Origin of the sequence: Ginsengibacter hankyongi (assembly GCF_008710285.1) — a bacterium.
GTDB classification, from domain to species: Bacteria; Bacteroidota; Bacteroidia; order Chitinophagales; family Chitinophagaceae; genus Ginsengibacter; species Ginsengibacter hankyongi.
This window is the reverse complement of sequence record NZ_VYQF01000001.1, coordinates 1,022,627-1,036,052: the sequence shown is the minus strand read 5'-3', so window position 1 is coordinate 1,036,052 and position 13,426 is coordinate 1,022,627. Positions and strand designations below refer to the sequence as shown.

The following is a 13,426-nucleotide window of genomic DNA, read 5'->3' as shown; positions in this document are numbered from 1 at the left end:
CGAAATTCGATTTTAATGATTGTTTAAATAATCAGCCGTTTCCGTGAGTGTTTTAAAAAAGGCAGCACCGTTTTCCTGTATCATTTTCCCGGTTTGTTCCAAAGACTTAAGCTGGTGTTCAGAAAAAACATAACCTTCATCTTCAGTAAGGTAGGAAAAAATTGTTTTTCCGGGACGTTTATTACTATCATCTACCACTTCGGCAATTGAATAAATACCCGTCATTTTTGGTGTAATTACATACAGGCAAAAATCACATTCAGCCCTTTGTTTTATTTCTTCTTCCATCATCTCGGTCGTCCAATGTTCGGCGCAAGGTTTAAAATAATCAATCTTTAAGTTTTTTATCAATGTATCTCTCCATGTTGATCCGTTACAGGTTCCTCCAAGAAATACTTTTTTCATTTAGAAAAAATTTACTGTAAGGTAAAATTTAAAAGAGAGATGGCAAACAGGTCCTAAAAAGCTCACAATTTATAAGACGTCTGTAAAATCGAAAACTCATGATTTTAAATACCCGGTTTAATATTTCTTTCTTGGGTTTAGTGACGTATGAAATATAGAAACGATGCGAACAGTTCTTTTTCTCTTATTTATTCTGTAAATAATCAGGAAAGGAAATACAGGTACAGGAGTTTCTTTATAGTATCTGTAACGGGTGGGGTGTCGATCAGGTGATTGCTCTATTTTATGTATGCGGGCAATTATTTCTTTCACAAAACGGTCGCCTAGTCCCTGTTGTCTTTCTTCGTACCAACCCCAGGCCTGTGTAATTTCTTTCTGTGCTCTTGACGATAATGTGCTGGTGAAAGAAGTACTATTTGCCATACTTTTTTATGCGAAGTTTATCTATACTTTGCTGCAGTTGTGGAACTGTAAAGCCCTTATCAACGCCGTTTTCCAAAGCCTGGAAGCGGTGGTCAAGCTCGCTGACAAATTGTTTATCTTTCCACCATTCGCTGGTTTGTTCTATTTCGTCTTCCAGCAAATTATAAATAGCGTTCAACTTTTTTTCGTCTGCTACGCGGATGTAATCAAATAATTTATGGCGAATATTTAAAGCGGTATTGCTCATATTTCAAATTTACAAAAAACCGGGGAATATGAGGGTGTTTGGGATTTACAATTTAGTACATATAGATTTCATGCAGGGTTTTTAAAGCTGGGAGGAAATGTTGTAAAAACCTTAATGGAACGAAAAATAATCAATCTGCAGATCTTTTATCAATGTATCTCTCCATGTTGATCCATTACAGGTTCCTCCAAGAAATACTTTTTTCATTTAGAAGAAATTTACTGTAAGGTAAAATTTAAAAGAGAGATGGCAAACAAATCAGCATTGCAATTGAATGATTTCTATTTCACTTTATACAACTCCTCACCAAAGCCCATTGTGCATATAAATAAGTAACCATTATTAAAAGGCCGGACATAGGGATTGGTTGGTAAAATTTATTAAAAGCCAGAATGCTGTCGGAGAGAATAAATGAAACAGCTCCTGTTAAAAGATAGATGGAAGCTGATTTAGGCCAATAAAAACTCAGCAGGTAAGCCGTGTACAACATGCTGCTGATTACTACCGCATAAATAATTACAGGAATGGTTAAGCCGCCTAAATGTGGAATTAAAACCAGCAACATGGCACTCAGGTAAATGGCTATTACAATGAGGCCGGGTTTTTTTAATTCAAATTTTCCGTTAGCCTGTTTTAATTCTTTTGCGAATAAAATGATATAGAAAATGTGTGCAGCTAAAAAAGCAACCAACCCCAGTATAAAATAAATGGCATCTTTAAAAACAAATAACAGGAGCGTATCGCCTATCCATGAAAACACCAATGCAGTAAGCAGGATAATTTTATTTTTAAAGTTTGTTGAAATAAAAACAGCAGTTATCAAAGGTAACAGCAGTAATGGTTTTAAATAAAACACAAGTGTTGCTGCATTAAAAAGAATGCAGCCTAAATACAAAAGTGATAGCAGAATGAAAATGCGTACCAGCGCTTTTGCGGAAATCATTTAATGATTATTGTTGTGCAAACAAACGGTTTTTTTAATCAGGGTAAAAATTAAATATAATTTGTATACTCAAGGTTTCAGTCGTACATGATTTTAATCATGTGAATTATTGGCAACAATCATGTTTTCTTTTTTTTGCATCAAATACTTTCACAAAAAACTGCCGTATGGAAAAAACTGCAAGGTTTTTAATTTCTCCTTCGCTTTTATTTTGGAAAATTCTTCAAACATTGTTCTGGTTTGTCGGTGTTGATCTTTTATTAATTATGTTATTTTATCCACCCCTTGGTATTACTTTGTTTTGGAATATTTTGATTCCTTTGGCCCCGGCATTATTTGTATTATGCACAGGAATTTGGAGAAATATCTGTCCCCTGGCCACTACTTCAATGTTGCCCGATAAGTTTGGCATTTCGCAAAAGAGAAAAATAACTTCTGCTCAACAACAAACGTTAAACTTGTTGGGCGTTATCGGTCTTCTTTTATTAATACCCTTACGGCATGTGATATTTAATGTCAGCGGGCAGACTACGGCACTTTTTATAATTTCTCTTAGTGTAATTGCTTTTAGCTCCGGGTTTATTTTTGAAAGCAGAAGTGCCTGGTGCTCGGGCCTGTGCCCTGTTCATCCTGTAGAAAAATTTTATGGTTCCAGGGCTGCCTTTTCATTGCCGAATGCTCAATGCAATACCTGTGTAAAATGTTCTGTTCCCTGTCCGGACTCAACAAAAAATCTTACGCCCGCAGCATTAAAATCAACTAAATCCAAAGTTACTGAAATGCTACTCGTAGGCGCCTTTCCGGGATATATATGGGGATGGTTTCATGTGCCCGATTATTCAGCAGCTTTCCCCTTGCATCATTATTATATCGTGTATGCGTACCCGGTATCAGGAGGTATTATCACGTTGTTGTTATATATTCTTTTAAAAAGCCGTTTTCATAATAATAGAAAGCTAATTATGAATTTATTTGCAGCTTCAGCAGTGTCTTGTTATTATTGGTTCAGGCTACCGCAATTATTCGGATTTAGCAGTTTGGAAACTAATGGAGTTCTGGTAAATCTAATTGGATATTTACCTGCATGGAGTATGAATATTTTGAACCTGGCCACTACTTCTTTGTTTGTCTGGTGGATGGTGATCGCCAATAAAAAATACAGGAGCTGGTCCATCAGGCCTGCCTATGAAACATAACCGACTTTACCCAAAATATTTCTCATTCCATATCATTCAAAATCACTTTAATAATCTCATCCGTATCTCCGTCAAAATGGTGGCCACCGGGCAGCACTTCATGCGTATATCTCTTTAAAGAAATTTTATTTAATGCAAGATGCCCGTCATCACTGGCGCTGATGATTACAATTTTATCATCAACCAGCTTATTGATTTCCGTTACTACATCCATCTCTCTTTTTGAATTGCCACCAAAAATATCAGACCAGTGAATTTCAAAGTCTGTGCTGCCTGAAGAGGCCATAAGAAAAGAAGCTAAGATTTTATCATGAAATTCTTTTGGGAGTCTGTTTAAAATAAATGGCAACACATCAGCCCCGAAAGAATAGCCAATTATAACAACCTGTTGATTTTTTCTTCCTGTCAATTTATTAGCTAAATAATTATTTACGTCCGTTGCTGTTTGTTCAGGAGTTTTTTTATCCCAGAAATATGATTTTGAATTTAAAGCGATAACATCAAATCCTTTTTTATTAATGCCTTGGCACAAAGAATTAGAAAATTTATTAAAACCGCCATCGCCGGATAAATAAAAAATAAGCGGCTTGTCCTGTGAAGATGTTGCCCATTCTTTCACAGGAAGATCCTGTGCAACAGCCACAGAAATGTGTAAAATTGGTGTTGATAAGAGAGCCAGTAAAATAATTTTTTTCATAGATACAGATCAGGGTTGCATAATTTTATTTAAAGCTGCAGGTAATTGCAGCAAGTCATAATCGGTTTCATACACAAGGAATTTATCTTCCCAGATAGTTGCATATTTTTCTTTAAAATCACGCAGCCCGTGGTAATGTTTAAAACGCTTTAATTTTTCACCGGCAAACTTTATAAGCTGCTCCGCAGGGCTGTTGGGTTCAGTAATTCCGGTCATGGGTACCATTCCAAGATTGATGTATTGCAGTTTATTTTCTTTAGCATATTCAATCATTTTAATAATGAGAGCATCCATGCATCCGCCGGGTGCGTCACTGGTTTTCCTGATGAGATCATACGTACATTCATCCGGCGAATAATCCGGAATAATATTTAAAAAGGCTACAATTTTTCCTTCTGCGTCAGCAACAGTAATTACGTCCTGTTGCATGATTTCTTTAACATCAAACATGCCTTGCGAAAAAACCTGTTCTTCTTTATCAAAAGCTTCCAGCCATTCATCAGATATCTCTTTAAGCTGCATCACCAAATCGTTTTGAAGCGGCGCTTTATAAACAGAAGTTGTATATCCTTTTTTTTGCAGACTGTTCAATGCATTGCGTAATGATTTTTTGTCTTTACCTTCCAGTTTAAAATTTTCTGCATCTAATATTGCTTCCTGTCCAATAATCATTTTTTGTTTTCTTAATTGATTAAACCATACCATGCTGTTTTCGTCTACGCGATAAAAGGCCGTTTTTAATCCCATGCGGTTGCATTGTTTATAAAATTCCTGCAACACCTCCATTTTATTTTCTTCAGCACATACAGGCTCTTCCAATACAATGGCAAAGCCATTTGCAATGCGATACGATACAAAAGCATCATGCAACTCTGAAAAGAAAAAAAGTTTATCCCGGTATATTTTAAAATAATCTACCGAAGAGTTTCCATATTGTGCAAGCAAAAACTTTGCTCGTTCCCGGCCTGACTCATTTGAGATCTCTATTTTTAAAAAAGGTTTAATCAAAGTAAATAAAAGAAAGCCCCAGCTTAGAAAACCAAGAATATGAATGAGCCATATAAATTCATGGCCAAACAGTGTGCGGGGATGTAAGTCATTATCGCCTCCCAGGAAGAAAATCTGCATGGTGTTCAGTAGTGCCTGCTTCCATGTAAAGTCAATACCAAAATGTTTAACATCTATAAAGTAAAACCCTACATATCCAAAAATTAATACGGATAAAAACATAATAGCAACAGAAAGTAACCCAAGCCTGATCCATTTGATGCTGCTGCGGATCTTGTACTGACTGCGGCTTAATAATAGTAAAATAATAATGACCGCTGCAAAGGTAGCTTCTTCATAATCCAATGCTTTTGTAAGATTACCGATTAAAGAAAGGATGGCAAGCAGTAATGCCAGCCGCCATGCATTTTTTAATCCCTTAAACATAAATGCTGAAGTGATTAATAGAGCGAGCCCTACAAATAGAACGAGAATGTTTGATGCGTTTATTGCTTCCAGGGGCAGAAGTTCTTTAATTAATTTTAAACGGATATGTAAGGGCGGTGTAACAACAGAAATAATATTTATCAGCCCCAACAAAAAAATTAATAATGCAGGAACAATCCTGATAAATAAATTTCTTCCTCTCCAGGCAAATGCTAATATTCCAAAAATCATGGGCAGCCAGAATTCAAATAACCGGTATAACACAGTTATTGATAAAGCCTGTATGGTTGAGTAACCATACATTTCTAATATATAAACTATAGAAATTTCCACAGCGCCCAATCCACGCAAGAAAGGTGAGCTTACCATTAATATAACGGAGACCATATACGCAATTGCGGCAACAGAAAATGATGCCGGCAATCCCAATGCAAGCATTGCAATTAGCAGATGAAACATTCCGCTTAACTCAACACCGGTTGAAAATAAAATAGCCCCGCCATATTTTTTATTATTGACATTAGCTGCAAAAAGCTCATCTATAACGGGGGCTAATTTTGGAAATTTATTTTCTATAAGCCGGTATAATTTTCCTTTGTCTTTAAGTGATCTTGCAATAAAAATAATACCAGTTAAAATACAAACAACCAGTATCAATCCAATCCATGCACTTGCTAAATGTTTATTGGCTGATAGTGCAAATAGAATTACAACAGGAAAACCAACGAGAAAAACGGTAAACAATCCTGCAAATGCATATAAACCACTGGCCTGGTGAATCTGGGTTTTATTAAATGCTCTTTTTCTTAATTGTGATGGCGTATAAGCTAATGCACTCACGCCACCCGCGGGTAAAAAAATACTTAAGAAATTTCTTTTTAAAAAAAGCTCAATGGCATCTATCCATTTTAAAGGAAGGTTGATGGAAGCAAAGCTGCTTACATACATTCCGCTTTGGAGCAATATGTATAAAAGTGTAACTAATAAACCGGTCGTTAACCAGCGTCCATCCGCATTTTCAATGTTGGGAATAATTTGCAGTAATTCTTTTCTTTCACTTCTGAAAAAGATAAATGCCAGCAGTATCATGAATGCTGCAACAATTTCTCTCCAATATAATTTGGCAGAAAAAGATTGAATTTTTTTGTATAAACTCGGCGAGAACAGGTACTTTTTGTGCAAAGATAAAGAAACAAAAATTTGAGAGAGTAACAGCCGTGAAAGGAGTTTTAATTATCTCAAACTAAAATCATTGGTGAATGAGTAATTTTATGGATAAAAAAGAATTGTATTATTTAATTAATGTTTAAAAAAGAATTTATGGAAGAAAGCAAAAAGCCAGTAACAGAACTTCATGCTGAAATTACCGAATGGAAAAGTAATGTAGAATTGGTAAGAACAGAAATTTCAACTTTTCAAAAACAGTTGAATGAGATTGTTATAAAAAACAACCATGAAGAAGTTTTGAAAGAAGCAGAGCATTTTCAAAATCAGTTTATAAGACAACTTGAAGTATCTGACGAATTATTTCATGAACTTAAAGCAGCGGACCATAAACTTGCCGAAGCTGCTGATACCGGAACGGATAGCGGAACTGTTTTCGCAGAGCCTAATTCAAGCTTACGAGATAATGTGGGAACTTATAATAAATTGTTCCTGGACTTAAAAAATGAATTTCATTTGTTTTTAGAGAAGTGGATGTAGGTAAATAGCTATCGGTCGTTGAATTCAATTATTATTTTTTAAGGGAAGCACTGTAAAACTTGCCGTAGCAACTCCTGCGTAGCCTGAGGCGGAAGTGCCTTGCACTATAACAAAATATTTCCCGGGTATATCAGAGGTGTAAAATGAAAGGTTATTTTTTCCAGCCATTGTTTTAAAGCCAGGCGACCAATATAACACATTCCGGTAATCGGGCTTACGGCTTAGTAGCTGCTGGTCAGTTTTATATTGCGGCGAATAGAATTCTCTTTGCAACTGCAAGCCATCATATTCCACCACTAAAGAATTTGGATCAAGCTGGTAACTATCAAGATCGCCATTGTATGTGTTATAACTTACGATGCCGTCAAAATGTTGGTTGCCCCTGAAGAACTTTGCTGCGATAATATCAACCTTTTGAATTTTTAATGGGTCAATATCAATTATCTTGTTCACGTTAAAAACAGGAACGCCGTCAATTAAAACCAATGGGTCATCGTTGAAATAGCTCAAATAAGGTTCATTAAAAACTTCGTATCGGAAATTTCTATCCTTCTTTTTTACATGAACTTCTTTTACATATTCTCTCATTACTTCTTCCATTGTCGGAAATCTCGTGTATGCGTCCAGGTAATATTGTTTGTAAGGTTTGCCAAAGAATAAAGTTGTATCAAAAGATACGGGTAACCTGAAATTATTTTCCTGTTCCGGTTGATAAATATTTGGAGCCTGTGCCCCAATGCTTCGCAATAAAATGGCGCCGGATAATGCCGGGGTTAAATTAACCGGCGATATGCGCCGGTCATTGTATTGTTCAGAATAAGGATTGTCAATAAATATCCTGTAATTACTGTCTGCAGCACTTGTTTGAGCAATCAGTTCTCTGCTGCCATAGAATTTTTCAACATTAAATTGTAATGATCCGTTTGCCGCTGAGGTTGTATTTGAAAATTTAAAATTTTTACCCGGCACAGAGAGATAAACGGCAATGCCGGTAACCGGTAGACCGCTAATTTTGGCCGATATTTTTCCTGTAATAATATGCCCTTCATATTCAGGTAAAAAAGTAAAAGCAGGCTTGGTGTTTTTAAGAACATCTTCCCATTTAAATCGGCGCCAACCCTGCGTTAACATAAGATTGTCGGTTGCCTTATCCACTTCCGCTCCTGAATTTTTAAAATAAAAACCGGGAGATTCAATTATGCCTTGCAAATCCGAAGTAAGCCAGAGGTAATTTAATAAATTCGTTTGCTCCTCAGGCTGCAAAGAATCTGTAAGATAAACCGACACCGACAAATCTGCGTCTGTCGTGTTATCGTTAGTTTCAGCTGTAGTTACATTTATATCAACTTTATTTCTCGGTTGATAATGCTCTTGAACATCATCCAGCTTTATTTGCAATGCTCTCCCGGGCTTTTTAAAATAAAGCCTTTCGCATACGGGTTGTTTGTCTTCATTAAAAAGGGTCAATTGAGAAACGCCGTCATCAAGTTCGGATTTATCGATTATAATCACCGCACTGCCATTCGTAACCGATATTACTTTCGCCAGCTTAATTGAATGCCTTGTTTGAGCAAATAAGTAAACGTTAAGTTCCTTTTCAATGGTGCAACCTATTTTTATCGAAAGGGCTTTCCCCTCATCTTTTACATGCATCGTCCATCCGCTGCTATAAATTTCGGGTAGGGCGTTTATAAGAGTTGTATCCTGCAACCTGACTATTGCGTGATATTTAATTCCTTTCAAAGGAATAAATGAAAAAGTTCCCATTCCAAATTGCTCTGTGCTGAATTTTACAACTGTATCATTTTTTTCTGATACAATAAATCCTGTTGCCTGCATACCTTTCCCAAACGCATCGGTAATTTTATACGCAATTGTATTATTTAAATTATATACTAAATTGCCTCCTTCCGGGAAAAATTGAACATCATCCGCAGCAGCATTGTCAGTGGCTATAATTTCCGGACCCTTATTAGGATTAATAATACTTATTGATTCTTCAAAATAAAATTGCGGGTCAAAATTCTTCATCCAGCTGGTGTAAGCTCTTAAAATATAAGTAGCCGTTCTTAGCGAAGAAGGGACTTGGAAAGAACCATTACCTTTTCCTGAATCAATATCAATTTTGGCTTGAAGCACGGGCTTCTTGTCTGCATTAATAACTTCTACATAACAAATTTTGCTTAGTGTAGAAGGTTCGTTGAAAAGTGCATTGGTAATATATGCTTTGAACCAGATAACTTCTCCTGTGGCGTAAACGCTTTTATCTGTATGCAGAAATACTTTTTCCTGGTAATTGTTGGCGTTATATCTATCAAATTGGTCTTGTATAGCCCGGAGTGTATTTTGAGAAAATGTACTGATGCAGCAGCTGCATAATACCGGTATAAGCAACAACCGCCTTAAAGGTTTGGTGTAAATTATTATAGAGGCCTTATTATCGTTCGACATGATTTACCAGTATAGAGGTTTCTGATTTGTGCCACCACGAACCCTGCAATCGACACATTCGCGTCTTGCGATCATAAGGCACGAGGATCCGCAAAAATAGTAGGGATAATAAGCCGTATCAGGGTAATTCCATACAAAAAATCGCGGATCCGGTAATGCAAAATGACCGATTGACTTAACCCCACATTCCAGGTTGGTGTCAACAAAGTGCCAGTTGCTGACTTCATTTTTAGTAATGAATAATCTTTTTTGTGTGACAGACGAAGCAGAGAAGAATCCTATTACAACTTCGCCGGGATTCTTTACAGAATGGATATTTCCTGTAAGTTGGGTTGGCTGTGCATCGAATATTGAACCGAGGTTTTCTGTATTCTTTTTTAATATGCTGAAGTATTGATAGGCGTCTTCAGTTAGGGCATACTGTTTTACGAGTATGCTATACCGTAAGCTTATCTTTTGTGAGTTCTGCGGAACGATTGTTACAGGTGCATCACTTATAACATCCTGGCTTAGGGCAACGCTGGAACCCAATAAGATGTCCGTTGAATTAACTGTGCGCCAGCAATCAAAGGTTTGGTTAGGCGTATTGTCTACATAATACAAGTTACCATGGTCCTGGCTAAGTTCTGCGTTTAACGGCGCTTCATATTGGTATGTTTCCGTAAAATCCCACCGATAGTATTTTGTAGCATTCGATGGGTCATGCGTATCTAAATAAATCATTACATCATTTTGTTGTTGCCATGTAACACTGTCTATCGGGGGTGCCTGTTTTACTGCTACATAATCCGACGAATATTGTTTACCATTAAATGTGGTGATGTTGAGACGATACCTGGATGAGGGGTTCAGTACTATTGGGGCGGACCGGTAAAAACCGCCAGGCAATTCACTGAAATGATGAATATCTCCGTTTTCGCCCTCTACCGATAATGTGGCACCCGTTTCAGGCGAGGAAGCAAAAGTTGAATCGGTTAACTTAACTGTTCTGCTTAAAGCAAAAATGCTTGGTGAGTCAGCACTGTTAATCAATGTGCCATCTATTACAAGAAATCTATGATCGACACTTATGGCTGGCGGACTATATGGTTTTCTGCAGCTTAAATAAACGCCGGTGCAAATTATAGAGAGAATAATGAAATATCGTAGTTGTTTCATGTCTAAAATCTGAAATTATAGGATATAAAAGGTATGGCTGTTCCGAATATGGATAACTGGTATCCTTTCACTGCGCCATTTTCTGAAACGAAAAACGCAGAATAAACATTTTTTCTTGCAGTAAGATTATATATTCCAAACGACCATGAGTTGTGAAAGGTTTGTTTTAGTTTATGATTACCATCAAGATTTACTGAGACATCCGTTCTGAAATAATCGGGTATCCTATAGGCGTTCCTGTCCGAATACACGAGCCGCTGTGCACCGTTGGAATAAAAAACGGCAATGGGCAATGTAATAGGCCTCCCGGTACTATACACCAAATTAACGGACACGCTTAAACGATGTGAAAATTTATAATTACTAATAAAATTTACATTGTTTGGCTTATCGTAACTGGTAGGGTAGTACGCTCCTTTATTAATAGTTTCGCCTGCAAGTGAATCAGCAGATTTAATGAGCGTACGGGAATAGGTATAACTCAACCACCCGTTTAATTTGCCGCTGAGTTTTTTAATCAGGAATTCTGCGCCGTAGGCTTTGCCCCTGGAATTAATAATGTCTGTTTCTATGTGACGATTAAGCAGCACAGAAGCGCCGCTTTTATAATCAATCATATTATTCAAGTCTTTGTAATAGAACTCAAGAGATGTTTCAATATTATTTGAATTAAAATTTTTATAGAAGCCAATAGAATATTGTTGCCCCGTTTCAGGCTTAATATAAGTATCGCTTAATTTCCATATATCAGTTGGAGAAATAGTAATGGTATTGGAAAGCTGGTGTATATATTGCCGAAGGGTATTGTATCCTATTTTTACAGAAGCATCGCCCCCCAAAACATAGCGTAGCGAAATGCGGTATTCCGGGCCCTGGTAGGTTTTAATAAATTTCCCCGGACCGTTAGAAACCGTATCTGTGATAGTGGCAGTTTCTTTTGGCAATCCTGCAACATAGTTATAAGTATTATGCGGGCCCAGGTAATTAAACATCGAGTATCGTAAACCCGCATTTAATGAAAGATTGGATGAAACAGTATATTCATAGCCTGCATAAGCAGCATTTTCAAGGCCTTGCTCCGGTTGCAACACGTCTTTTTTTACCAAAGATTGATTGCCGCGGGGAAGAAAACTGCCGGGATGCAGTTTATAATAAATCGAACTTACTCCGAAATTAAAAAACTGTTTATTGTTGATCCTGTAGTTAAAATCTGCCCTGAAATTAGTTTGGTTAATGTCGTAAGCCAGCTGATAACTGTTTACGGAATTAGAATTGCTGCTGACATTATATTGATAATGATCCAAACCTGCTGAAATTAATCCATAGAATTTATTATTAAAAATATGCTTCCACTTTATGATCGCATTTGCATTTCCGTATTTATAAGTAGTGTCCAGGTCAAACCTGAAATTATCGTTGCTCAGATAACCGGTGAGGTATAGATTATTCTTTGAATTAATAGTATGACTGATATGAATATTCGCATCATAAAATGAAGCCCTGCTGTTATTGTAAGCGGAGTTAGGAATAGCCTTTAAAATCCAGTTGGAATATGTAGTTCTTGCACCCAGTATGAAAGAAGTTTTATTTTTTTTAAGCGGGCCTTCAAGTGTAACCCTGCTCGTTAGTAACCCTATGCCGCCCGAGCCGCTGATTTTTTTATCGTTACCGTCTTTGATATCAACATCCAGAACGGATGAGAGCCGTCCTCCATATTTTACCGGAATCACGCTCTTATACAATTCAACTCCTTTTACAACATCAGGGTTAAACGCGGAAAAAAATCCTAATAAATGCGATGGATTATAAACCGTGGCGCCATCAAATAAAATAAGATTTTGATCGGCCGATCCGCCACGAACATTAAAGCCGGTACTGGCTTCACCAACAGAAGTTACTCCCGGCAAAGTGAGCACTACCCTTAAAATATCGGCTTCGCCAAAAACCACCGGCACGTCTTTTATAGTACTCACTGAAAGCCGGTCGATACCCATTTGTGTACTCCTGATATTAGATCTTTTTTCTGCAGTAACTATTACATTTTTGAGCCTTGGTATTTCGTCTTTCATATCAATGTTCAGTTTCCCGTCGTTATAAACTATCAGGTGGCGCAATGCATCTTTCATTCCAAGGCTGTTAACTTCCAGGGTGTGTATTCCTGTCTTAATGGTAACAGAGTAATAGCCAAACTGGTCCGTTACTATCCCCGTAAATACGCTGTCTATATACAAAGATGCGCCGGGTAAAGCTTCGCCGTTTTTTATATCTTTTACAAAACCCGTTAGTATGGCATTACCTTTTTTCGAAGAAACTTTGGTGCCAATTTCAAATAATCTATTTTCAGTAAAAGCAGTTCTTGTTTTTTCTTTTTTCAGAACTTCCATTTGTAAAGCTTCGCTTTCAACTGGCAAGGTATCTTTGGCGGGATTAAAAAAATTTGCGCCAAGAGTGGTTTGCAAGCTTTTATTTTTGGTAATAAATACATGATTCAATTCATCGATTGGATATCGAAAGTCTGTATTATAAAATATTTTTTTTAACGCTCCAGGTAAAGTTTCATTAGTTAATTGCAGGTTGATGGTTAATGAATCGAGAGCCGCTTCATCATAATAAAAATGATAGTTGGTAGTTGACTCGGCTTGCTTAACAAAGACAGGAAATTTAACGTTATAAAATTGGCCGGTAATGCGGTTGCTTTGCGCATGGGAAACAAAACCAAACGATAAGCAGCATAAGCAAACAATACTATAACGTTTAATAAAACCCAT

Annotated in this window: 12 protein-coding genes; 2 read left to right on the top strand and 10 right to left on the bottom strand. The window is 36.9% G+C overall.

Annotated elements, in window-relative coordinates; genetic code table 11:
* Positions 1-12: 12 nt before the first annotated feature.
* The 5 genes from FW778_RS04275 to FW778_RS04260 all read right to left on the bottom strand — a co-directional run bounded on the left by FW778_RS04275 (position 13) and on the right by FW778_RS04260 (position 2,018).
* Positions 13-405, bottom strand: coding sequence for a nucleoside 2-deoxyribosyltransferase domain-containing protein (locus tag FW778_RS04275; protein WP_150413347.1), 393 nt, complete (start codon positions 403-405; stop codon positions 13-15).
* 117 nt (positions 406-522) lie between these two features.
* Positions 523-828 (bottom strand): type II toxin-antitoxin system RelE/ParE family toxin, encoded by a 306-nt coding sequence (locus FW778_RS04270; protein ID WP_150413346.1) that lies wholly within the window; start codon positions 826-828, stop codon positions 523-525.
* Positions 818-1,075: a hypothetical protein gene (locus tag FW778_RS04265; protein ID WP_150413345.1), complete on the bottom strand. Its 258-nt coding sequence runs from the start codon at positions 1,073-1,075 to the stop codon at positions 818-820. The genes FW778_RS04270 and FW778_RS04265 overlap by 11 nt, the downstream gene beginning before the upstream one ends.
* A 111-nt stretch (positions 1,076-1,186) precedes the next feature.
* Positions 1,187-1,282, bottom strand: coding sequence for a nucleoside 2-deoxyribosyltransferase domain-containing protein (locus FW778_RS23405; RefSeq protein ID WP_235906015.1), 96 nt, complete (start codon positions 1,280-1,282; stop codon positions 1,187-1,189).
* A 79-nt stretch (positions 1,283-1,361) separates the two neighbouring features.
* The gene (locus FW778_RS04260) at positions 1,362-2,018 is read right to left on the bottom strand and encodes a lysoplasmalogenase (protein ID WP_150413344.1); all 657 of its coding nucleotides are present in this window, start codon (positions 2,016-2,018) and stop codon (positions 1,362-1,364) included.
* A 167-nt stretch (positions 2,019-2,185) separates the two neighbouring features.
* Between FW778_RS04260 and FW778_RS04255 the strand changes: the two genes are divergently transcribed.
* Entirely contained in the window at positions 2,186-3,214 is a 1,029-nt protein-coding gene (locus FW778_RS04255) for a ferredoxin (RefSeq protein WP_150413343.1), read from the top strand.
* A 22-nt stretch (positions 3,215-3,236) separates the two neighbouring features.
* On the opposite strand, the gene FW778_RS04250 is transcribed toward FW778_RS04255, so the two are convergent.
* Complete coding sequence (locus FW778_RS04250; RefSeq protein WP_150413342.1) at positions 3,237-3,911, bottom strand: AcvB/VirJ family lysyl-phosphatidylglycerol hydrolase; 675 nt, start codon at positions 3,909-3,911, stop codon at positions 3,237-3,239.
* A gap of 9 nt (positions 3,912-3,920) precedes the next feature.
* Complete coding sequence (locus FW778_RS04245) at positions 3,921-6,434, bottom strand: phosphatidylglycerol lysyltransferase domain-containing protein (RefSeq protein ID WP_150413341.1); 2,514 nt, start codon at positions 6,432-6,434, stop codon at positions 3,921-3,923.
* Between the two features lie 231 nt (positions 6,435-6,665).
* Between FW778_RS04245 and FW778_RS04240 the strand changes: the two genes are divergently transcribed.
* Positions 6,666-7,049, top strand: coding sequence for a hypothetical protein (locus FW778_RS04240; protein ID WP_150413340.1), 384 nt, complete (start codon positions 6,666-6,668; stop codon positions 7,047-7,049).
* 24 nt (positions 7,050-7,073) lie between these two features.
* Here FW778_RS04240 and FW778_RS04235 read toward each other — a convergent pair whose 3' ends face one another.
* Genes FW778_RS04235 through FW778_RS04225 form a run of 3 tightly spaced genes read right to left on the bottom strand, consistent with a single transcriptional unit; the run spans position 7,074 to position 13,426 of the window.
* Entirely contained in the window at positions 7,074-9,500 is a 2,427-nt protein-coding gene (locus FW778_RS04235) for an alpha-2-macroglobulin family protein (protein ID WP_150413339.1), read from the bottom strand.
* A 3-nt stretch (positions 9,501-9,503) separates the two neighbouring features.
* Positions 9,504-10,658 carry a DUF4249 domain-containing protein gene (locus FW778_RS04230; protein ID WP_150413338.1) on the bottom strand — a complete coding sequence of 385 codons (1,155 nt, stop codon included), beginning with the start codon at positions 10,656-10,658 and terminating at the stop codon, positions 9,504-9,506.
* A gap of 2 nt (positions 10,659-10,660) precedes the next feature.
* Positions 10,661-13,426, bottom strand: coding sequence for a TonB-dependent receptor (locus FW778_RS04225; protein ID WP_150413337.1), 2,766 nt, complete (start codon positions 13,424-13,426; stop codon positions 10,661-10,663).

Bases quoted from the DNA above. Each gene is read 5' to 3' on its own strand.
- FW778_RS04275 (WP_150413347.1), bottom strand. From the start codon at position 405: ATGAAAAAAGTATTTCTTGGAGGAACCTGTAACGGATCAACATGGAGA.
- FW778_RS04270 (WP_150413346.1), bottom strand. From the start codon at position 828: ATGGCAAATAGTACTTCTTTCACCAGCACATTATCGTCAAGAGCACAG.
- FW778_RS04265 (WP_150413345.1), bottom strand. From the start codon at position 1,075: ATGAGCAATACCGCTTTAAATATTCGCCATAAATTATTTGATTACATC.
- FW778_RS23405 (WP_235906015.1), bottom strand. From the start codon at position 1,282: ATGAAAAAAGTATTTCTTGGAGGAACCTGTAATGGATCAACATGGAGA.
- FW778_RS04260 (WP_150413344.1), bottom strand. From the start codon at position 2,018: ATGATTTCCGCAAAAGCGCTGGTACGCATTTTCATTCTGCTATCACTT.
- FW778_RS04255 (WP_150413343.1), top strand. From the start codon at position 2,186: ATGGAAAAAACTGCAAGGTTTTTAATTTCTCCTTCGCTTTTATTTTGG.
- FW778_RS04250 (WP_150413342.1), bottom strand. From the start codon at position 3,911: ATGAAAAAAATTATTTTACTGGCTCTCTTATCAACACCAATTTTACAC.
- FW778_RS04245 (WP_150413341.1), bottom strand. From the start codon at position 6,434: ATGATACTGCTGGCATTTATCTTTTTCAGAAGTGAAAGAAAAGAATTA.
- FW778_RS04240 (WP_150413340.1), top strand. From the start codon at position 6,666: ATGGAAGAAAGCAAAAAGCCAGTAACAGAACTTCATGCTGAAATTACC.
- FW778_RS04235 (WP_150413339.1), bottom strand. From the start codon at position 9,500: ATGTCGAACGATAATAAGGCCTCTATAATAATTTACACCAAACCTTTA.
- FW778_RS04230 (WP_150413338.1), bottom strand. From the start codon at position 10,658: ATGAAACAACTACGATATTTCATTATTCTCTCTATAATTTGCACCGGC.
- FW778_RS04225 (WP_150413337.1), bottom strand. From the start codon at position 13,426: ATGGGTTTTATTAAACGTTATAGTATTGTTTGCTTATGCTGCTTATCG.